The organism is Bacillus sp. RO1 (assembly GCF_012524115.1).
Classification (GTDB): Bacteria; Bacillota; Bacilli; order Bacillales; family Bacillaceae_I; genus Sutcliffiella_A.
The window spans coordinates 23,704-45,446 of record NZ_JAAZWB010000073.1 but is presented as its reverse complement, the minus strand read 5'-3'; the positions used below and the strand labels follow the sequence as shown (position 1 = coordinate 45,446).

General features: G+C 40.5%; 16 protein-coding genes. 14 read left to right on the top strand and 2 right to left on the bottom strand.

The genetic code is table 11. The annotated features are described in order from the left end of the window. Positions 1-571 precede the first annotated feature (571 nt). The 9 genes from hpf (at position 572) to HC179_RS11065 (ending at position 13,105) form a co-directional block, all read left to right on the top strand. Positions 572-1,132, top strand: coding sequence for a ribosome hibernation-promoting factor, HPF/YfiA family (gene hpf, locus HC179_RS11105; protein ID WP_168864368.1), 561 nt, complete (start codon positions 572-574; stop codon positions 1,130-1,132). A 222-nt stretch (positions 1,133-1,354) separates the two neighbouring features. Then, on the top strand, positions 1,355-3,865 hold the full coding sequence (gene secA / locus HC179_RS11100; RefSeq protein WP_168864367.1) for a preprotein translocase subunit SecA: 2,511 nt from the start codon (positions 1,355-1,357) through the stop codon (positions 3,863-3,865). Between the two features lie 499 nt (positions 3,866-4,364). Beyond that, a protein-coding gene (gene prfB / locus HC179_RS11095; protein ID WP_148987459.1) for a peptide chain release factor 2 occupies positions 4,365-5,463 on the top strand; the annotation gives its coding sequence in 2 pieces (ribosomal slippage) (positions 4,365-4,436 and positions 4,438-5,463; 1,098 coding nt in all). Positions 5,464-5,700: 237 nt separating this feature from the next. Beyond that, complete coding sequence (locus HC179_RS11090) at positions 5,701-6,570, top strand: YitT family protein (protein WP_168864366.1); 870 nt, start codon at positions 5,701-5,703, stop codon at positions 6,568-6,570. A 60-nt stretch (positions 6,571-6,630) separates the two neighbouring features. Next, complete coding sequence (gene cccB / locus HC179_RS11085) at positions 6,631-6,963, top strand: cytochrome c551 (RefSeq protein WP_168864365.1); 333 nt, start codon at positions 6,631-6,633, stop codon at positions 6,961-6,963. Between the two features lie 304 nt (positions 6,964-7,267). Beyond that, entirely contained in the window at positions 7,268-9,694 is a 2,427-nt protein-coding gene (locus HC179_RS11080; RefSeq protein WP_481747970.1) for a S8 family serine peptidase, read from the top strand. Between the two features lie 392 nt (positions 9,695-10,086). After that, the gene (gene ftsE / locus HC179_RS11075; RefSeq protein ID WP_168864364.1) at positions 10,087-10,773 is read left to right on the top strand and encodes a cell division ATP-binding protein FtsE; all 687 of its coding nucleotides are present in this window, start codon (positions 10,087-10,089) and stop codon (positions 10,771-10,773) included. Continuing rightward, complete coding sequence (gene ftsX / locus HC179_RS11070; protein WP_168864363.1) at positions 10,763-11,656, top strand: permease-like cell division protein FtsX; 894 nt, start codon at positions 10,763-10,765, stop codon at positions 11,654-11,656. The genes ftsE and ftsX overlap by 11 nt, the downstream gene beginning before the upstream one ends. 105 nt (positions 11,657-11,761) lie before the next feature. Then, positions 11,762-13,105 carry a murein hydrolase activator EnvC family protein gene (locus tag HC179_RS11065; RefSeq protein WP_168864362.1) on the top strand — a complete coding sequence of 448 codons (1,344 nt, stop codon included), beginning with the start codon at positions 11,762-11,764 and terminating at the stop codon, positions 13,103-13,105. A 108-nt stretch (positions 13,106-13,213) separates the two neighbouring features. Here the strand turns inward: HC179_RS11065 and HC179_RS11060 are convergent, their stop codons facing one another. After that, positions 13,214-14,626: a DUF4309 domain-containing protein gene (locus HC179_RS11060; protein WP_168864361.1), complete on the bottom strand. Its 1,413-nt coding sequence runs from the start codon at positions 14,624-14,626 to the stop codon at positions 13,214-13,216. A gap of 5 nt (positions 14,627-14,631) precedes the next feature. Then, positions 14,632-15,174 carry a sigma-70 family RNA polymerase sigma factor gene (locus tag HC179_RS11055; RefSeq protein WP_168864360.1) on the bottom strand — a complete coding sequence of 181 codons (543 nt, stop codon included), beginning with the start codon at positions 15,172-15,174 and terminating at the stop codon, positions 14,632-14,634. A 356-nt stretch (positions 15,175-15,530) separates the two neighbouring features. On the opposite strand from HC179_RS11055, the gene HC179_RS11050 reads away from it, so the two are divergent. The 5 genes from HC179_RS11050 to HC179_RS11030 all read left to right on the top strand — a co-directional run bounded on the left by HC179_RS11050 (position 15,531) and on the right by HC179_RS11030 (position 21,725). After that, positions 15,531-17,009 carry a S41 family peptidase gene (locus HC179_RS11050; protein ID WP_168864359.1) on the top strand — a complete coding sequence of 493 codons (1,479 nt, stop codon included), beginning with the start codon at positions 15,531-15,533 and terminating at the stop codon, positions 17,007-17,009. Between the two features lie 90 nt (positions 17,010-17,099). Then, positions 17,100-18,296, top strand: a complete 1,197-nt coding sequence (locus HC179_RS11045) for a PDZ domain-containing protein (protein WP_240948516.1) — start codon at positions 17,100-17,102, stop codon at positions 18,294-18,296. Between the two features lie 302 nt (positions 18,297-18,598). After that, positions 18,599-18,847 carry an acyl carrier protein gene (locus tag HC179_RS11040; protein WP_168864357.1) on the top strand — a complete coding sequence of 83 codons (249 nt, stop codon included), beginning with the start codon at positions 18,599-18,601 and terminating at the stop codon, positions 18,845-18,847. Then, positions 18,840-20,234, top strand: coding sequence for an AMP-binding protein (locus HC179_RS11035; RefSeq protein WP_168864356.1), 1,395 nt, complete (start codon positions 18,840-18,842; stop codon positions 20,232-20,234). The genes HC179_RS11040 and HC179_RS11035 overlap by 8 nt, the downstream gene beginning before the upstream one ends. Before the next feature lie 39 nt (positions 20,235-20,273). After that, on the top strand, positions 20,274-21,725 hold the full coding sequence (locus tag HC179_RS11030) for an MBOAT family O-acyltransferase (RefSeq protein ID WP_168864355.1): 1,452 nt from the start codon (positions 20,274-20,276) through the stop codon (positions 21,723-21,725). The last annotated feature ends 18 nt before the right edge of the window (positions 21,726-21,743 follow it).

Genomic DNA, 21,743 nt, shown 5'->3' with positions numbered 1-21,743 from the left:
CTCAAGCACCGCCCCTAGGAAAGCGAAGCCATTTGTGGAGATCAACAGCGGTATTTAGAGCCAATACCTATGACACCTAAATTGTTCGTCTTTTATTAGGCTTTTTTAGTTTTGTCCCAGCCTCTTTATTCTTTCCTTCCTGTTAAAGGGGGTGAAAATTTTATGCAAATCCCCCCTGTTCCTGCAGTGCAGGGGGTTCGACTCCAGCGGGAGATAGCGGTAGCTTGAGACCCCGCAGCGGAGCGAGGAGGCTCAAGCACACGCCCCGCGGAAAGCGAACAACCGGAACGAAAGGAAACAGGAAGTTAAATGTAACCTATAAATTTTACGAAAGTTTTCCCCAACCCCCGCATATACTTGTTTCACCCCACCAGAACAAGCCAAACTCACCCCTTCACAAATTCTTCACAAATCTTTTACGTTTAAGCAGGATTTCTGTTGGGTATTGTAGAAATATGTTTACATAAGCTTCACGCAAGCTTAACCTTTCTTTCAATTAAGAAAGGAAATGTAGGCAGATTGTTTGGATGCAAGATAAGTCCAAACAGGAACAAAAGGAGGAGTTCGATTTATGAAGTACAACGTACGCGGTGAAAACATTGAGGTAACTCCAGCAATCCGAGATTATGTAGAAAATAAGATCGGAAAGATTGAACGCTATTTTGATTCCACAGACAATGCAGAATGCAAAGTGAATGTGAAAGTCTACAACAACAAACAAAAAATTGAAGTGACCATTCCTATGACAGGCCTAGTGTTACGTGCAGAAGAAAGTCACGATGATCTCTATGCAGCGATAGACCTTGTCGTAGATAAACTAGAGCGACAAATTAGAAAACATAAAACAAAGGTCAACCGAAAGCTACGCGATACCGGTTCACCTAAGTACTTATTCAATGAAGTGATTGATAACGGAGCACCCTCTCACGTGGCAGTAGCAGATGAAGAGGACGAAGCAGATTTGGTTCGTACAAAGCGTTACAATTTGAAACCAATGGACAGTGAGGAAGCAATTCTGCAGATGAACCTGCTGGGCCATAGTTTCTTCGTATTCCTAAACGCTGAGACAAATGAAACGAATGTCGTGTATAAGCGAAACGATGGTAAATATGGATTGATTGAGTCTTATTGATAAGCAAAGGCCCTGGAAACAGGGTCTTTTTCTATGTGCTCGACTTTTTCTGCTAAAATCATTTCTCAGGGAATGTAGAATCATCAATATTTTTGTCACTTCCTCTTTATTTTCTGAAAAGACTGTCTGCAAATCTTCCTTTAAGTTGTACCAGTCCCCAATAAGTGTTAAAATTTATATATTATTTAGGCTATAAGACTATAGTTACAGAGGAGCGTTTGTATGCTTGGTTTATTGAATAAAGTGTTTGATATGAATAAGCGTCAATTAAAGCGTCTGGAGAAGATGGCGGATCAGATAGATTCCCTAAGTGCCGATGTGGCAAGGCTTACGGATGACCAGTTAAAAGAGAAAACGGCAGAATTTCAAAGCCGTTATCAAAAGGGTGAGACGCTAGAGGATATGCTGGTTGAAGCGTTTGCGGTTGTTCGTGAAGCTTCCAAGCGCGTACTCGGACTTTATCCTTATAAAGTGCAGCTTATGGGTGGTGTTTCCTTGCATGAAGGAAACATTTCTGAGATGAAAACAGGGGAAGGTAAAACGTTAACAGCGACCATGCCAGTTTACCTGAACGCGATTACTGGAAAAGGTGTGCACGTTGTAACAGTCAATGAATACTTGGCAAGCCGTGACGCGACGGAAATGGGTCAGCTGTATGAATTCCTTGGGCTTACTGTCGGGTTGAACCTGAACGGACTGTCCCGTGATGAAAAAATTGAAGCATACAAAGCGGATATCACATATGGAACAAACAATGAGTTCGGATTCGATTACTTACGTGACAACATGGTGTTGTACAAAGAGCAAATGGTACAGCGTCCCCTTCATTTTGCAGTAATCGATGAGGTTGACTCCATTTTAATTGATGAAGCGCGTACGCCTTTGATTATTTCTGGTAGTGCTCAGAAGTCCGCAGCATTGTACATCCAAGCAAACGCATTTGCTCGTACATTGGTGAAGGATGTCGATTACACCTATGATGTGAAAACAAAGGGTGTTCAGTTAACCGAGGACGGAATTACGAAGGCGGAGAAAGCATTCGGGATTGAGAATCTGTTTGATATCGCCAATGTTACCTTGAACCATCATATCAACCAGGCATTGAAGGCGCATGTAACGATGCATCACGATGTGGATTATGTGGTGCAAGAAGGCGAAGTTGTCATCGTTGACCAATTCACAGGTCGTTTAATGAAAGGCCGTCGCTATTCAGATGGACTTCACCAAGCAATTGAGGCAAAAGAAGGCTTGGATATTCAAAACGAAAGCATGACACTTGCGACCGTTACATTCCAAAACTACTTCCGTATGTACGAAAAGCTTGCCGGGATGACTGGTACAGCGAAAACAGAGGAAGAGGAGTTCCGAAATATCTATAATATGAGCGTTATTGCAATTCCGACGAATAAGGATATCGTTCGTGATGACCGTGCCGATCTTATTTTTAAAACGATTGAAGGCAAGTTCAATGCGGTGGCGGATGATATCGCGGAGCGCCATAAAAATGGACAACCTGTGCTTGTTGGTACGGTTGCCATTGAAACGTCTGAAGTTATCTCTAAACTTTTAACGAAGCGCGGAATCAAGCATGACGTATTGAATGCGAAAAACCATGCGCGTGAAGCGGATATTATCCTTGGTGCTGGTCAAAAGGGTTCTGTAACGATCGCTACGAACATGGCCGGTCGTGGTACGGACATTAAGCTTGGCGAAGGAGTGAAAGAAGTCGGTGGTCTTGCTGTCATTGGTACAGAGCGTCATGAATCCCGTCGTATTGATAATCAGCTTCGTGGACGTTCCGGACGTCAAGGAGACCCTGGTGTGACGCAATTCTATCTTTCCATGGAAGATGAATTGATGCGCCGATTCGGTTCTGACAATATGAAAACGATGATGGAGCGTTTGGGTATGGATGATACGCAGCCGATCCAAAGTAAAATGGTTTCCCGTGCAGTGGAATCTGCGCAGAAACGAGTTGAGGGTAACAACTTTGATGCACGTAAACAGCTTCTGCAATATGATGATGTTCTTCGTCAGCAACGTGAAGTGATTTACAAGCAACGTTTCGAAGTGTTGGATTCTGAGAACTTACGAGAAGTCGTCGAAAGAATGCTTGTTTCTGCAATTGAGCGTCAAGTGGGTCTTTATACACCAAAAGAGGAAGTGCCGGAGGATTGGAACCTGCAAGGAATCGTTGACTATGTAGATGCAAACCTTTTAGAGGAAGGTGCAGTTACGTTAAACGATCTTCGTGGTAAAGAGCCGGAAGAGATGTCCGAGCTAATCATCGAGAAAGTGAAAGCTCGTTATGATGAAAAAGAGCAGGAGCTTACTCCGGAACAAATGCGTGAGTTCGAGAAAGTTATCGTTCTTCGTGCGGTGGACAGCAAGTGGATGGATCACATTGATGCAATGGATCAGCTACGTCAAGGTATTCACCTGCGTGCTTATGGTCAGATCGATCCGCTTCGTGAGTATCAGTTCGAAGGATTTGCCATGTTTGAAAACATGATTGCTTCCATCGAGGAAGATGTAGCAAAGTATGTCATGAAGGCGCAAATCCGCAACAACCTGCAACGTGAAGAAGTGGCAAAAGGCCAAGCGGTTGTTCCAAAAGAGGGCGGCGGAGAGCCTCCAAAGAAAAAACCAGTGAAGAAAGTAATGGACGTTGGCCGTAATGATGCTTGCATCTGCGGAAGCGGAAAGAAATATAAAAACTGCTGCGGGAAGTAATGGCAGTTTCGGGAAGAGTGGGGCTTATTTGGCCTCACTTTTTCCATGTATAAAGGGCATCTGGATTTTTGTAAAATAGCTATTTTTAAACCAACGTTTGAATAAGTGAAAGTGGAAATGCAGCAACCCCAATGGGTTTAGCTGTTCGATTCGGAATTAATTTTTAAAATTGCTATTGTAGGATAGGGTACTAAATGGAGTTTTTCAGTGTTTTTATTACTCTAAAATAGTAGTTTTTAAACCAACGTTTGATTAACCGAAAACAGAAAATCAGGTTTCTCAATGGGTCTAGCGGTCGTGTTTCGGATTAACTTTTGAAAAAGCTATTTCAGAAAAGAAAAAATATGCTGTAGCCTGCTTTCATTGCTCCATCTGTTAAACACGATTGCTCAGGTACTTTTTTATTTGAGCAAAATACGATAATATAGACTATTAGTTGCCCTGTTCGTTTTATAAGGGTTAAAAAACGTTTTAGTGAAAATTTTATGAGGTGAAATAAATGGAATTAGTAGAGATTCGTCAAGAGTTAGAAAAAATGGCTAAGCGATTAGTCGAGTTTAGGGGGTCTCTTTGACTTAGAGGCCAAAGAACGTCGTATTGCCGAACTTGATAATGAGATGTCCAATCCGGAATTCTGGAACAACCAGAGTGCGGCGCAGGTGGTCATCAACGAAGCAAATGCATTGAAAGAGCCTGTAGGGCAATTTCATGAGTTGAGTGAGAACTATGAAAATCTGCAACTGACCTATGAATTGGTGAAAGAGGAGCCGGATGCGGAGCTGCAAGCCGAGCTAGGCAGTGAAGTGAAAGCAGTAGCTGAAGATTTCAACAAGTTTGAACTTCAATTATTGTTGAGCGGTGAGCATGACAAGAACAATGCCATTCTTGAACTTCACCCAGGTGCTGGCGGAACCGAGTCACAGGACTGGGGTTCCCTTCTACTGCGTATGTACACTCGTTGGGCAGAACGCAAAGGCTTCAAGGTGGAGACGCTTGATTACCTACCAGGAGACGAAGCAGGGATTAAGAGTGTGACATTATTGATTAAAGGTCACAATGCGTATGGATACTTGAAAGCGGAAAAAGGGGTACACCGTCTTGTGCGTATCTCTCCATTTGATTCTTCTGGCCGCCGTCACACAAGCTTCGTTTCTTGTGAGGTTATGCCGGAGTTTGACGATAACATTGAGATTGATATCCGTACGGAAGATTTGAAAATTGATACGTACCGTGCAAGTGGAGCGGGTGGACAGCATATTAATACGACCGATTCTGCGGTTCGTATTACCCATATCCCAACTAATGTGGTTGTAACATGTCAAACAGAGCGTTCCCAGATTAAAAACCGTGAGCGTGCGATGAAAATGTTGCAAGCTAAGCTTTATCAGAAGAAGTTGGATGAGCAGCAGGCGGAACTGGATGAAATCCGCGGTGAGCAGAAGGATATCGGCTGGGGTTCCCAGATTCGTTCCTATGTGTTCCATCCATACTCCATGGTAAAAGATCACCGTACAAATACGGAGGTCGGCAATACACAAGCGGTCATGGACGGAGATTTAGATCCGTTTATTGATGCTTATTTAAGATCGAAACTTTAAAAGATTATGAGAGCACCTCTGGCTTTTGTTTGCTGGGGGTGTTTTTGTGTGCTTTAAAAATAGTAAGGAAAGTATAGTGGGAAAACTTAAGGTTAATCTAAAGAAAATGTATTCATTTTGGAAATGCATGTCCATTAACGCTTTACCACGTTATACCAATGCCATTTACACCCTTATAATCGCGTGCTATACTCTTGCTCGTTGTGTGTATTTTAGAAAGATTTGGGGGGCTTAAAATTGAGTCGTAAAAATAGAAATGGGTATCAAGTGAATCCCGTGTATCAGCGGGTGAAAGAATATACATATGTGTTGTTAGGGTCTGCGATTGTGGCACTGGCGTTCAACATGTTCTTACTGCCAAACCAGGTTGCTTCCGGCGGGGTAAGTGGAATCAGTACCATATTGAAAGCGCTCCTGGACTGGGAACCAGGTATTGTCCAGCTTTGCTTTAACATCCCTCTCTTTTTAGCAGGGGTGATCCTTCTTGGAAAGCAGTTTGGTCTTAAGACATTAGTGGGAACGATTACTCTGCCGTTGATTGTACTTTGGACGAGTAATATTACGCCGGCCACGCAGGATCCGTTGCTTGGATCATTGTTTGGAGGAATAGGTGTCGGACTTGGTCTTGGGCTTGTTTTCCGTGGTCGTGCTTCCACAGGAGGAACAGACCTTGCCGCACAAATCATCCACAAATATACGGGGCTGACACTAGGCGCATGTGTCGCGATGATTGACGGCCTTATTGTTATCTCTGCAGCAGTCGTGTTTGATCTGGAGCTTGGAATGTATGCTCTTATCGGCCTTTTTGTGACATCCAAGACGATCGACTTCGTTCAAGTTGGCTTAGGGTATTCCAAAATGGCCATCATCATCACAAAGAAGGAAGAGGAAGTCAAGGCTGCCATTCTTACCAAAATAGACCGTGGTGTGACAAAGCTTGCGGCTTATGGGGGATACACGGAAGCCGAGTTGCCCGTATTGATGTGTGTGGTGGACCAGACGGAATTCACAAAATTGAAACAAGTGGTTCGGACCATTGATCCTTCTGCATTTGTGGTCGTAACCAATGCTTCTGAAGTGTTAGGTGAGGGTTTTAAAAGAGAGTAAATAGGATATAATAAAAGCAATCTTGGTAATTATTACATCTCAAAATTGGGGGACCTACCTATGAAAAAGTATTTTATGGCATTTGTTCTTGGATCTTCTCTCTTAACGCTTGCAGCTTGTGGCGGTGGCGATGAGGAGCAGGAAACTTCAGGCGGTGGCGAATTCACCATGGTGGAAAATGAAGAAGCGCAACAACTGTATCAAAGCTGTATTGGCTGTCACGGCAAAAACATGGAGGGCGCAAGTGGTCCTAACCTTCAAAAAGTAGGGAGCAAATACAGTCAAGAAGAAATTGAAAGCATCATTAATAACGGTCAAGGAAACATGCCAGCAGGTCTTGTACCAGAAAGTGATGCAGCTGTTTTAGCTGAATGGTTGGCACAGCACAAATAAGAATGAACCGAACTCTCTTAAAAAATGGAGGGTTCTTTTTTTGTACTTTTTTACCTACTTATCAAAAATGAAAAATAGTCTATTCAGAGTGTTTTTGTTGGGTATTTGTGGGATTTTGTCAGTTCTTTATAACTGAATTTTCAGAATTGTAAGTTTAATGCATTAAAGGATATTGAAAATTTAAACTCTTGAAAATATAATTTGGTTTGTAAAGATTTTGGACAATCGTAAGTAATTAGGGCTTTAGTATTTGTCTAGAGATTTTTACATTAGCTGTTTATACATCAAAGGGGAGTGGGATGATTTGAAGCAGAAATTTATTGCAGCATTTATGCCTTTGTTGGTTTTGGTACTTGCTTTTAGTACTTTTGCAACAAACGGTGTTTCTGCTAACACAGGAAATGAAAACCTTGAGTTAGCAACCTTAAAAGGAGATTTTGATTTATCATCCTCCAAAGCAGTGAAAGTTATTGTCGAATTACAAGAAGAGTCAATCGTTGAAGCAAAGCACAATGGGAAAAAGCAGTCTAAGCAGAATCTGAAAAGTGCTCGAGATAAAGTGAAAAAAGAAGTGGCAGAGCGCACTTCTAAAAGTAAAGTGGGGCGCGAGTATGATTATGTATTCTCCGGGTTCTCGCTTGAGATTCCTGCAAACGAGATTCCTAGTCTACTAGCTACTCCTGGTGTTAAAGCGGTTTATCCAAATGTAAAGTATACAACAACTGAGGTTGTGACGGAAGAAGAATTCAGCCCTTCAATGGTTGAATCTGCACCATTCATCGGTTCAAACGAAGCATGGAAACTTGGATTTACAGGTGAAGGTGTAAAAGTTGCAGTCATTGATACTGGAGTTGACTACACTCATCCAGATTTAGCACCTAACTTCAAGGAGTACCTTGGTTGGGACTTTGTAGATAATGATGCAGACCCACAAGAAACACCAAAGGGTGACCCTCGTGGAGCGGAAACAACTCACGGTACCCATGTTGCAGGAACAGTTGCAGCAAATGGAGAAAATATTAGAGGTGTAGCACCTGACGCTACATTACTTGCATACCGCGTACTTGGACCTGGTGGTAGCGGATCTACAGAAAATGTAGTGGCAGCGATCGAGCGTGCAGTAAAAGACGGCGCTGATGTTATGAACCTTTCTTTAGGTAACTCTTTAAATGCACCGGACTGGGCAACTTCGATTGCGCTAGACCATGCTATGGCTGAAGGTGTAGTTGCGGTAACATCAAATGGAAACGCCGGTCCAAATAATTGGACAGTGGGTTCTCCGGGAACTTCCCGTGAAGCAATTTCTGTAGGAGCTACTCAGCTTCCTTACAATGTATTTACAGCAGTAACAACGTCTTCTGACGGTGTATCCTATGCTTCTTCTGCAGTACAAGGTTTCCCAACTGAGGAAGAACTACTTGGACTAAATGGTCAAGATTTCGAATTAGTGGATGTAGGATTTGGTGCACCTGCTAATTTTGCAGGAAAAGATTTAACAGGAAAAATTGCTTTAATCAGCCGTGGTGCTGGAATTCCTTTCGTTGATAAAGCGACGGAAGCTGCAAAAGCAGGAGCAGTTGGAGCAGTTCTTTATAATAATGTTGATGGGGTTATGCCTTTAATCCCAGGAATGGCTGTACCTACGATCATGCTGAATAAGGCTGATGGTGAAGCTCTTAAAGCAAAAGCGTCAAATGTAACAGTGAGCTTTAACATCGCATTTGATAAGAGAGTTGGCGAAACGATGGCAGGATTCTCCTCTCGCGGTCCTGTTGTTGACACTTGGATGATCAAGCCTGATGTTTCTGCACCTGGTGTTAACATTGTAAGTACAGTACCTACTTTCGATCCTGCTAACCCGCATGGTTATGGTGCAAAACAAGGTACAAGTATGGCATCTCCTCACGTAGCAGGGGCAGCAGCGGTTATCCTACAAGCAAATCCTGAATGGGGCGTTTATGAAGTAAAGTCCGCACTTATGAACACCGCGGAAAAATTAATTGACCCAACAACAGGCAAAGAGTACGCACATAACTCCCAAGGTGCAGGAAGCATACGTGTAGTGGATGCGCTACAGGCTGAAACGCTTGTGAATCCTGGCAGCTATTCCTTTGGAGTGTTTGAGCAGTTGGAAGAGGTTCAAGAAGTAAATCAGCACTTTGAAATTAAAAACCTCTCTAATAAGGTGAAAAACTACTCAGTAGAATTTAACTTTAAAAATGAAGTTGGAAAACACGTGAAAGTAAAATCAAGCAAAAATACACGTGTAAATCCAGGTAAAATTCAAAAAGTCAATTTAGTAGTTGAAATTGACGCATCTAAACTTGCTCCTGGTTATTATGAAGGTAATCTGTTGGTTAAGGATGGGTCTGAAAAAATTCACGTTCCTACTATTTTATTTGTAGGAGAGCCAGATTACCCTCGTGTTACTCATTTTGGTTTCACTCCAATGGGTGATAACAATTTTGAATTCTACTCTTACCTTCCAGGTGGAGCGGAAGAATTGGAAGTCTGGGTGTTTACTGCTACATCTACAGGTGGACTAGGGGCTTATGTTGGAGAAGCACTATACGAAGCTAACCTTGGCAAAGGCTACAACTACCATGACTGGGACGGCACCCTAGTTGACGGAACAGAACTAGATGCAGGCAGCTACCGCATCGCAGTCTACGCCAAAAAAGGCAACCTCGACAGAGCAATCCTAGCAGCAGACGTCTTAACCATTCAATAACTAGATTCAAAGAAATCAACTTTATAGTAATCTACAAAGCTTCAAAAACACCTTCGGGGGTCTGACCCCCGAAGGTGTTTTTTTTTTTCTTTCTCCATAAAAAACGACAAATATTGGTCGACATCTTTCTATGTTTAGGAAATTTATCCCTCTGTTACCAAGGGTGACTTGGATTTGAAAAGAAACTGTAATAATAAAAACTCTTATTTTGTCGAAATAGATGATATAATAAAAAGTGAATTTATGCGGAAATTTTAGATAAATATATTAATTTGAATTTTAGAATAGTAGGTTTATCGATCTTCCGTAATTGCTTAACTATATTTCCTATATAAGCAATGATAAAAGAGGGAAATGCAATGATTCAAATCTTTGACCCAATAGGTGATTAAATGATTGAAATGCAAGACGTATTTAAAAAATACCCAAACGGCGTACAAGCTGTGGATGGTATTAATATAAAAATAAAAGCAGGCGAATTTGTCTATGTAGTAGGACCTAGTGGTGCTGGTAAATCCACGTTCATTAAAATGATGTACCGGGAAGAAAAGCCTACGAGTGGTGATATTGTCATAGACGGAGTAAACCTTTCAAAGCTGAAGGAAAGCAAAGTTCCTTTACTTCGGAGGAGCATAGGGGTAGTATTCCAAGATTTCAAACTTTTACCTCAGCTAACCGTTTACGAAAATGTAGCCTTTGCCTTAGAGGTTATTGAAGAAAGTCCTAAAAACATAAAAAAACGTGTCATGGAAGTGCTTGATCTTGTTAAATTGAAGCATAAGGCACGCCACCTACCAAATGAACTTTCAGGTGGAGAGCAACAGCGTATTTCCATTGCTCGCTCGATAGTTAATAACCCAAAAGTGATGATTGCCGATGAGCCGACAGGGAACCTTGATCCTGACACATCATGGGAAATCATGAGCATCTTTGAGGAAATAAACGAAAAAGGCACGACTATAGTAATGGCAACGCACAATCGTGAAATTGTAAACACCATCAAAAAGCGTGTAATTGCAATAGAAAATGGAAAGATAGTGCGTGACCAAGCAGAGGGGGACTACGGTTATGAAGCCTAGAACTCTACTGCGACACTTTAAGGAAAGTTTCAAAAGCTTAGCACGTAACGGCTGGATGACGTTTGCATCTGTTAGTGCAGTGACTGTGACACTCTTGTTGGTGGGTGTATTTCTAGTATTAATGATGAACCTGAACAATGTTGCATCTGAAATTGAAAGTGATGTAGAAATCAGAGTTCATATCGACCTAACGGCAACCGAGGAAGATCAGGAAGTTTTGAGACAACAGATACAAAACATATCGGAAGTGGAAACAATCGAATTTTCTTCTAAAGAAGAGGAATTGAAAGGCTTGGTAGATAGTTTTGGTGAGGACGGCGGTGCATTTGAGCTGTTCGAACAAAATAATCCGCTATACGATGTTTTCATTATCAAGACAGCAACTCCACAAGAAACCATTACAGCAGCCAAGAAGATTGATGAGCTGGAATTTACACATAAAGTCATTTATGGTGCAGAAACGGTGGAAAGGTTGTTCAAAGTATTTGAAGTTGCAAGAAACATTGGACTAGCTTTAATTCTAGGGTTGGTATTCACAGCAATGTTCTTAATATCCAACACAATTAAAATCACCATTTTTGCCCGTAGAAAAGAAATTGAGATCATGAAATTGGTTGGAGCAACAAACGGATTTATTCGTTGGCCATTTTTCTTAGAAGGATTATGGTTGGGGATTCTAGGTTCAATTGTACCGATTGGAATTATCCTGACGTCTTATTATTATTTAATAGATCTGGTTCAACCAAGAATTCAAGGTACGTTTATTCAACTGCTTCCGTTTTATCCATTTGCATTCCAGGTTATTGGAATCCTAGTAGCTATCGGAGCGTTTATCGGTATGTGGGGAAGCATGATGTCCGTTCGAAAATTCCTACGAGTTTAAGAGATTACTATAGTTGTAATACCCGCTTAGAAAATACAGATAACCTGATAGGGGCTACCAATTTGTTCCTGTCAGGATACATAAGAGTTTAGGGGGAAGTAAGGGATGAGAAGAAAGATTGGTACCATTGCTATCGCAGCAGTCATTGGCTTTTCCGGATTCTTCGGTTCAGGTCTATCCGAAAAAGCTTTTGCGAATGAGATGCAACAAAGATTGAATGAAGTTAAAGATCAACAATCTTCAAATGAATCTACAAGAAATGAAAAACAAAATGAAGTGAACAAGCTACAGGCGGAGCAGGCAGAAATAAGAGCAGAAGTTGAACGCCTTGATAAAGCCGTAGCAGAAACGAAAAATAAAATCAGTGCCAAAAAAGAAGAAATAGACAATACTCGTAAAGAGATTGAAAAACTTAAAGAAGAAATAGAAGTACTAAAAGAACGTATTGCCAAAAGAAATGAGCTTCTAGAAGATCGCGCTCGTTCCTTCCAACAAGGTGGAGGAGCCGTGAACTATTTAGATGTATTATTAGGTGCACAAAGCTTTGGAGATTTTCTTGACCGCGTTGGTGCGGTAGCAACAATTGTACAAGCCGATCGTGATATTCTACAAGCTCATCAAAATGACATGGAAGAACTTGAAGCAAAAGAACTGGAAATGCGTGAACAACTAGCTGCATTGGAGCAGCAACTAGTGGATTTAGAAAAGATGGAAATTGAATTGAAGGCTCAAATAGCTGAAAAAGATAAGCTACTTGCTGAGTTGAAGAAAAAAGAAAAAGAAACGATGCATGAAATTCATGAACTTGAAAACGAGGCAGAAGTTCTAGCTTCTCAAGAAAAAGCAATCCGTGCTGAAATTAAAGCAGCGGAAGAACGAGCTAGACGCGAAGCTGAGGAACGAGCACGCCAAGAAGCAGAAAGAAAACGTCTTGAAGAGCAACGTAAAAGGGAACACGAAGCAGCGGTAGCAGCAGCAAAGGCTAAAGGAGAACCTGAACCAGAGCCTGAACATGTTACTTCACCGCCACCACCAGTTTCATCTGGATCTTGGACAAGACCGACAACTGGTAGTGTGACTTCTGGATTCGGTACGCGTTGGGGCACCCAGCACTACGGAATCGATATTGGTAAAAACGGAAGAAGCGGAAATGTACCTGTAGTAGCAGCAGGAAGCGGTACCGTATTCCAAGCCTACTACTCAAGCTCTTACGGGAATGTAGTTTTCATCACTCACTACATCGATGGTCAAACTTGGACTACCGTATATGCTCACTTGGATAGCTTGGGAGTAAGTGCAGGACAATCCGTATCAAAAGGTCAATTCATCGGTAACATGGGGAACACTGGATTCTCAACAGGTCCTCACTTGCACTTTGAATTGCATAAAGGATCTTGGAATGGTTCAAAATCCAATGCAGTCAACCCTGCGTCTTATATTAACTTCTAATAAATAAATGAAAACACAGCTTTGTCTAATTTAAGACAAAGCTGTGTTTTTTATTGATCATTTTAGCTGAAATGTATTGTTTACTGGTGAAAGTCCAGGATTGCCTTGCTAGTATCCTTTGGATTCTCTAAAGTTTAAATTCACAAATTCACCTTCGTTCTCAAACCCAAAAAGAGCTGAGTAATCACCAAATTCATACACCATATAATTCCTAGAACCAACTTCCGAATCCGTAATAACCTGATCTGGTTCACCTAGTATTTCCCTTACCTCTTTACTGGTTACTTTCATGATATGTGGATGAAGAAAAATAGCTAAAATCTCGTCACTTCCATCGATAGGGTAAGCATATCCTCCATCCCAATAAAAGGTCATTTTTGCTCCTTGGTAATAGTTTTCCGATTTTGGATGCGCTCTACTTTCATGGACCTGCTCAATTTTATCACCTAAAGAGAACTCCACTCCTGTAAGCTTGCCTTCATGGGCATCTTTAAACAGTTCTTTTGAAAACTCTATATTTTTAAAATTGTTGTATTCCGAATAGATGTCACTTTCTGTCCATTTAGTAAATACGTAATCCCAAAGCGACTCATCTTGAAGGATGGTGCTGTCAATTAACTCAAGTTGAATGGACTCCTCATTCCATTGCCATGTCTTGTATTCATATGGTGGATCGTCCTGTTTAATCTGCTGTAGTTGATGTACAGTCTGGAGGTACTGATTGTTTATCAGTTTAATTGTCTGCCTATGCAGAGTTCCTGCTTCTTCGGTGATATCTAAAAGTGCTAATTTTCCATCTTTCACCACAAATCCAGCATAAACATAATTATCTATATCCAATTCTTTAAACATAGACAAAAGAGTTTTTGTTCCGACTGTTCCTGAAATAAATGAATAGTTGAAATCAGATGTGAGGTCTAACTCAACTAGTTGCTCTGAAAGATGTACTTGATAATGGGCGGTGGAACTATTTTTTTCCGCAAGGAATAGCTTAAACTTATTTGGTTGTTCTGTATCTTGGTTGTATGGGACATACTCAGGTGCCACATCCATTAAGCTATTGGTATCATCAAGGTAGAGGAACATCTCATAGGGGTTTTCACCGTCCATTAACTGAAATTCATAGTCGGAAAGACTGCGCAATAATTCTTTATCTATCTTACCAGCTGATTCAGGAAGCTCTTCGTCCTCTATTGCGGTTTCTGGCTCGACTGTGTTTTCTTTTTCTATTTCTCTTTCTGTTGTTTCCGGTTCTGTTTTTTCTGTAGGTTCTTCCTTCTGTTCCACTATTGGGATATCTGCAGGGGAGAAATTTTGGTTGTTTTTTGACGATATAAACGAAATAGTAAGTAGAGTAAAAACCCCAATAGCAACAATGAGCGAAAAGGCGTGAAGAACAGAGAATTGTTTTCGCTTATTTTCTGCTTTTGACAGTATAAGCTGTTTTTCTTTTTCGGAGAATTCAACGTTTAGTAGTGCACTATTGATTTCTCTTTTTACTTCCTTATCAAAATCCTCCATTATGCTTAGTCTCCTTTCCATTTCTTTTTTAATAAAATCCTGCCCCTTGTTAATTGTGAACGAATTGTATTTGGGTTTGCTCCCAATAAACTAGCGATTTCATCCACCTTCATATCCTGATAATAATAGAGAATGAGTACGTCTTTATATTTGGATGGTAATTTAGCTAGTGTATGAATCATATCGTTTTGGATTTCTTTTCTCAAAAGGTTTTCTTCAGAAGATGGACCTCTATTTTTCATGAAAGGGTCCATAATAGGTTTATAAATCATATTTTTGATGGACCACTTTTTCCTGTAATCTTTACATTTATTAATGGTAATTCGTATCAACCATGTTTTGTAATTTGACTCGTGTCTGAATGAATCAATATTTTTATAACAGGAAAGAAACACTTCCTGAATGATATCTTCACATTGTCCATGGTCATTTACATACAAAAAGGCTATCCTCTTCAGTTCATTTCCGTACAGTTCCATCAATTCTTCCAATGTGTACTCTTTCTTTTCTAATGTCTCTAATACTTGGCCCCCCTGAAAACTGTTCAATGTATCCCCTCCTTTCCAAAAATTAGACGAACGCAACTCTTGTTGTGATGCAAATTTTCCTAAATACGAATTTGTAAATAAACTATATCACGCGAGACTCTTCTTTTGATTCACATTCATCACATAATCTGTCCGACAACAACATATACTTACACTATAAAAGGCATTACACTTCCTGTGTGATGCCTTTTGCTTCAGGAACAGAAGAATTGCTGAGTGGGACAGGCATTCTTTGGATAATCCCACATACCGTAGCAACTTACATAAGTTTTAATAATTTTCAACCAACGCCGGCTATGGTACAATTGCGACATATCTATCGTACGGTACGGGGTATAGGATGAGGAGGAGCTTACATGAATCGCAAAATTGTTACAGTATTAATGGTTGTATCAGTTCTAGTTGGAGCGGCAGGAATGTATGCAGGTTTACAATGGTTCGGACATGGACCAGCTGCGGCGGTACCTTCCGTGCAAAATCCTCTTACTGATAACACAGAACAAGCTGCACCACAGGAATCGCCGAAAAAAACGGCGGCGCAGATGGAAAAGATTCAACAGGCATACGAAATTATTTCTTCCAGATATGTGGAGGAAACAGATGCTGAAAAACTGATTGAAGGTGCCATACAAGGAATGGTCGATACACTGGAGGATCCATACTCGGTGTATATGGATAAAGATACGGCAGAGCAATTTACACAGTCGCTTGAATCTTCTTTTGAAGGAATTGGAGCAGAAGTAGGTATGCAAAACGGGAAGGTGACCATCGTATCACCATTCCGTGGTTCACCGGCTGAAAAGGCTGGATTGCAACCGAATGACCAAATCCTCAAAGTAGATGACCAAGACATAGAAGGCTTGGATTTATATGAAGCAGTACTTAAAATCCGCGGTAAAAAAGGGACTGTTGTGACACTGGAAATCCAACGTCCTGGAGTGCAAGAACCGTTCAATGTAGAAGTAACACGTGATACGATTCCAATTGAAACGGTGTATTCTGAGACAATTGAACATGATGGGAAGAAAGTCGGCTACATTCAGATTACTTCCTTCTCACAAGATACCGGGAAAGACTTTCAAGAGCAGTTGGCAGCACTGGAAGAGCAGAATATTGAAGGCTTAGTAGTCGATGTTCGCGGTAACCCGGGTGGCCTTTTAGATCAAGTACAGATTATTGCAGCTGAGCTAGTAACAAAGGAAAAACCATATGTACAAATTGAACAGCGTAATGGAGAAAAGCAACGTTTCTTCTCTTCCTTAACAGAGAGAAAGCCTTATGAAATCGTGACTTTAATTGATAAAGGAAGTGCTTCTGCGTCAGAAATTCTTGCTGGAGCATTAAAAGAAGCAGGTAATTATGAAGTAGTTGGAGATGCGTCATTCGGTAAAGGAACTGTTCAGCAAGCTTTAGAGCTTGGCGATGGCAGTAATCTCAAGCTGACACTTTATAAGTGGTTGACACCAGATGGAAACTGGATACACAATGATGGTGTGGAGCCGACAGTACCTGTCAAACAGCCTGACTACTTCTATGCGAATCCAATTAATATGGAAGAAGATGAAGAGCTGGCGCTTGATACAAATAGTGAAAAAGTAAAGAATGTTCAAGTGATGCTCAAAGGACTTGGCTTCGATCCTGGACGTGAAGACGGTTACTTTAGCAAGGAAACGGAAGATGCTGTGAAATCCTTCCAAGCTGAAAATGACTTATCCACATCTGGTAAAGTTGACAGCCAAACGGCAGAACAGCTGCAAGCAAAGCTCCTTGAAGCAGTAAGAGCGAAAGAGAATGACGTACAACTGAAAGAGGCAATTAAAACATTATTCAAATAATTGGACACAGTCAGCTTCCCCTATGGTGGGAGCTGACTTTTTTGTGGTAAAATAAAAGAAAAGTTTGTATGTTTAGGCGGTGAACGGGTGATGGAAACTTGGTTTTGGGAATTGCTGATAGGAGTGGGACGCCTTTTCATCCACCCTGTCCTTTATGTGACCTTAGCTGTTGCAGTAGTATTGGGATATTTTCGCGTTAAAAGAGAGCGTCATGACTTTCATATACGAGTGGAATACGGCCTGACGGAGTTTCAAAAGGCTGCCAAAAGTCTTTTTGTTGGACTTGCTTTATCTTTGCTTACAATAGGTTTGGGTGTTATCATTCCTTTTGGTACGCTTGTACTTCTTAGTGTATTTAGCATCATTTTTACCCTTTTCATAAAGCCAAGGTGGCTTTCGACTGCGTACATATTCGGTTTTACTATTTTGGCAGTGGTGCTTCTTCCAAAATTGGATACCGGAATCACCATCTTTCAGCGCTTGTTCGAATCTGTAGGAGCAACGCATTTACCGACACTTGCCATTCTGATGGGGATTCTCATGATTGCTGAAGGGGTGTTCGTCTGGAAGCAGGCACCTCTGCAAACCTCTCCTCAGCTTCAAAAAAGTAAGCGTGGATTGCCGGTTGGCACCCATGTTGTCCAGAGAGTATGGATTCTTCCGTTATTCTTATTTGTGCCTGTTGGTTCTGGAGGAATCGAAGTGAGCTTTGAGTGGTGGCCTGTCCTGGAAATGGGAGAACACACGCTTTCCTTGTGGCTTGTTCCATTCAGCATGGGTTATTATCAACGACTGAAAGCAAGCTTACCGCTTGATGCCATACCGATCGTTGGTAGACAATTGGTGCTGCTGGCAGTCGTGGTATTGTTGACTGGAGTTGGCAGCCTATGGTGGGAAAATGCCTCCATCCTGGCAGCGGTTTTCGCTGTAGTAGGCAGGGAATGGCTGAATTACAGGGCCAAAACAGAGGACGAGAAGCATCAGCCGATTTTTGTTCGACGTGACAAGGGATTGGTGATCCTTGGGGTGATCCCGGATAGTCCTGCTGAAAAAATGAACCTTGAGATTGGAGAAATAATTACAAAAGTGAACAATATACCGGTAAATTCCGTGTCAAACTTTTATGAAGCACTTCAGCAAAACAGGGCTTTTTGCAAACTGCAAGTTGTGGATGCAAACGGTGAAGCACGTTTTGCCCAAACTGCTTTATATGAAGGTGATCACCATGAATTGGGGCTGCTGTTCGTTCAAGTCGGCAAGAAATGGAAGCAGACAGAAGCAGTGTAATGAAAAGCTGATAAAATTTACGGAAGAGCAAAGCCAATAAATATTTTATACGAACACACTTTAGAGAAACGGATTATTCGTTTCTCTATTTTTATGTATAGAAAATAAATAACTATTACAAAGATACCTGACTTAGTGGGGGTAAATACCATCAAAGAGTTGTTGACCTTTTAAAAAGCGATATGCTAGAATTTTATATGCAATTGATTATTATTATCAATAAGTATATTAATAAAAATAATGTTTGATTCGTGCAACTAAGATTTTCACACGGGTGTGAATTATGGAAAGGGTGTAAATGAATGAGAAATATAGAGAAATATAGAAATGCATTTATCGATGCGCTGGACTTAGAAGAAAATGAGGTAAATGAAGATTTAACTCTTGGATCAACAAGAGAGTGGGATTCAATTGGACATATGGCACTTATATCTGAGATGGAGGATGTATTCGATGTCTCCATAGATTCAGAATGGATTACAGAATTCAACTCTTACCTATCAGGAATGGAGCTATTGAAACGCTTGGGAGTGGACTTTATTAATGAATAGTTTTCAAAAACTAGAGGAGTTTGGGAACCGCACCGCTGTATATGCTGAACGAGCATATTCTTACTCTGAAATGTCAGAAATTGCTGACGCTATCTGCGGTGAAGTAGGGGAAAGGACGCTCGTTTTTTGCTTATGTTCCAATAATAAAGAATCTTTATTTGGCTATGTGGGCTTTATCAGAGGTGGTGTGGTACCTGTACTTTTGGATGCTTCCATCCATATGGACCAGTTGCGCCGATTGATTAATCTTTACAAGCCTACATACATTTGGGCGAGTAGCGAAAATCAAGACCTATTAAATGAAATGGAAAGTACATTTGAATTCGGAGATTACACATTGTTTAGATGTCCGTCATCTTTCCAACATAACCTTCATGATAGTCTTGCGCTCCTTTTAACAACCTCTGGAAGTACTGGAAGCCCCAAATTTGTTCGGTTGAGTTATGAAAATATTTTTAAAAATGCTGAATCAATAGCAACGTACCTTGACATCCATGCAGAGGATAAACCTATTACAACACTTCCAATGAATTACTCTTATGGCCTCTCTATCATCAATAGTCATTTTATATGCGGGGCGACGATCGTTGTAACGGATGCATCTATCATGAAAAAAGAGTTTTGGGACTTATGTAGAGAACAACAAGTAACAACTTTTGGAGGAGTTCCTTTCGTGTATGAGATGCTTGATAGGTTGAAATTTGAAGATTTTGATCTTCCGAGTTTAAAAAAACTGACTCAAGCAGGTGGTAAGTTAAGCTCCACTCTATCGGTGAAATTTGCTAACGTATGCAATCAAAAAGGGATTCAATTCTTTTCCATGTATGGTCAAACGGAAGCAACGGCGCGTATGGCCTATTTACCATGGGAAAAAAATCTTGAAAAAGTCGGAAGTATTGGTATTGCCATTCCAGGTGGAGAACTAATTCTGCAAGATGACAGTGGTAACCAAATTACAGAGCCCAACGTGAAGGGCGAATTGATATACAAAGGACCAAATGTTTCTTTGGGGTATGCCGAGTCGGTATTCGATCTTTCGAAAGAAGATGAGAATAACGGTATTTTGCGTACAGGTGATTTGGCTTACTTTGATCAGGATGGGTATTTTTATATAAGTGGCAGAATCAAAAGAATGATTAAGCTCTATGGGAGCCGGATCAGCCTTGATGAGGTGGAAGGGTTTTTATCTGAGCATGGTCATGATTGTATCAGCGCTGGGACGGATGACCAAATGTATATTTACACATTAAAAGATGATGGTGTTCCAATTAAAAAAATTATTAAGGAAAAATTAAACTTAAAGGGCATGAAGATTATCAGGATTGAGGAAATCCCACGTAATCAGTATGGAAAGATCCTCTATTCCGAGTTACCTAAACATGGATAAGTTATAACATCTTAAGTTTATTTTTTGACAGGTGGTTGGATGGGTTTTATATCAATTGAGTTTCTCCTATTTTTTGCAATAATCGTTTCTACTTATTATTTAATTCCACATCGATTCAGGTGGATTCTCTTATTAGCTGCAAGTTACGTTTTTTACGCGATCTTAAGTATCCAATTTATACCGTTACTACTTGCAAGCACCGTTTCTACCTATTTTTCTGGAATTCTTATAGAAAAACAGGAGACAAAAAGACAGAAGAAAAAGGTCATGCTTGTTGGAATTTCCGTGCTGTTGTTTTTTCTCGGTTGGTTTAAATATGTGACTTTTGTTAATGAATCGCTTCGAGCGGTTGCAAGTTACTTTAATTTAAATTATTCCATACCCTATCAGGAAATTGTACTGCCATTAGCGATTTCTTTTTATACTTTACAGGCAGTAGGTTACCTTGTGGATATCTACCATGGAAAGCAAAAAGCGGAAAGACATTACGGCTATTTTTCCATATTCTTTGCTTTTTTCCCACAATTGGTTGCTGGACCGATTGAACGTGCCAAGAAATTGCTTCCCCAATTGAAAGCGGAACAAAGTTTAAATTATGAGAATTTAAGCTATGGGATGAAGCGAATTGCATGGGGATTTTTTAAAAAGACATTAATCGCAGATCGACTAGCTCCCATTGTATCTAGTGTGTTCGATAATCCTAACCCGACTGGTTCACAAATCGTACTTGCTACTATTCTATTCTCTATACAATTGTTCGCTGATTTTTCAGCGTTGAGTGACATTGCCATCGGTTGTGCTAGAATGCTAGGGATAAAGTTGACAGAAAACTTTAAGCAACCGCACTTTGCAGTTTCGATATCGGATTTTTGGAATAGATGGCATATAACGTTCTCTACTTGGCTAAGAGACTATATCTTTTTTCCGTTATGTAAGGGGAAAAAGAAAAGAAGTGACATTTATGCAGCAATCGTTATTACTTTCTTAGTAAGCGGAATTTGGCACGGAGCCGCTTGGACTTTTGTTATATGGGGTCTAATTCACGGGTTTTATCGAGTGTTTGGAGATTATACAAAACACTATCGTGAAAAAGCAGCTTCATTTACTCATTTGGATAGAAATCCAGTGTTTCATAAATGGGTGAAAATCGCCATAACCTTCCTACTAGTTTGCTTTTCTAGAGTTTTTTATCGATCAGATTCCGTCACACAAGCTTTTGACAATGCACAACTTTTCTTATCCATTAACTCATGGAATCCATTGGGGATTGTAAAAGCGTTTGAAATATTTACGCTGCTAGATTTGGTGATTTTTGTATTTTTCTTTATTGTTTTTCAACTATTTCAGTATATTGAAAGAAAAAATGTTTCAACATGGAAATTGCTATCGCAGCGCCCGACATTTGTTAGATATGCATTCTATATTTTTATCATTCTATCAGTGCTTATATTCGGTGTTTCGGGTGAAGGGTTTATATATGGGAGATTTTAATGAAAATTCCATGGAAAA

Coding starts and splice junctions, on each gene's coding strand:
- hpf (WP_168864368.1), top strand. CDS start 572: ATGAAGTACAACGTACGCGGTGAAAACATTGAGGTAACTCCAGCAATC.
- secA (WP_168864367.1), top strand. CDS start 1,355: ATGCTTGGTTTATTGAATAAAGTGTTTGATATGAATAAGCGTCAATTA.
- cccB (WP_168864365.1), top strand. CDS start 6,631: ATGAAAAAGTATTTTATGGCATTTGTTCTTGGATCTTCTCTCTTAACG.
- ftsE (WP_168864364.1), top strand. CDS start 10,087: ATGATTGAAATGCAAGACGTATTTAAAAAATACCCAAACGGCGTACAA.
- ftsX (WP_168864363.1), top strand. CDS start 10,763: ATGAAGCCTAGAACTCTACTGCGACACTTTAAGGAAAGTTTCAAAAGC.
- HC179_RS11065 (WP_168864362.1), top strand. CDS start 11,762: ATGAGAAGAAAGATTGGTACCATTGCTATCGCAGCAGTCATTGGCTTT.
- HC179_RS11060 (WP_168864361.1), bottom strand. CDS start 14,626: ATGGAGGATTTTGATAAGGAAGTAAAAAGAGAAATCAATAGTGCACTA.
- HC179_RS11050 (WP_168864359.1), top strand. CDS start 15,531: ATGAATCGCAAAATTGTTACAGTATTAATGGTTGTATCAGTTCTAGTT.
- HC179_RS11045 (WP_240948516.1), top strand. CDS start 17,100: ATGGAAACTTGGTTTTGGGAATTGCTGATAGGAGTGGGACGCCTTTTC.
- HC179_RS11040 (WP_168864357.1), top strand. CDS start 18,599: ATGAGAAATATAGAGAAATATAGAAATGCATTTATCGATGCGCTGGAC.
- HC179_RS11035 (WP_168864356.1), top strand. CDS start 18,840: ATGAATAGTTTTCAAAAACTAGAGGAGTTTGGGAACCGCACCGCTGTA.
- HC179_RS11030 (WP_168864355.1), top strand. CDS start 20,274: ATGGGTTTTATATCAATTGAGTTTCTCCTATTTTTTGCAATAATCGTT.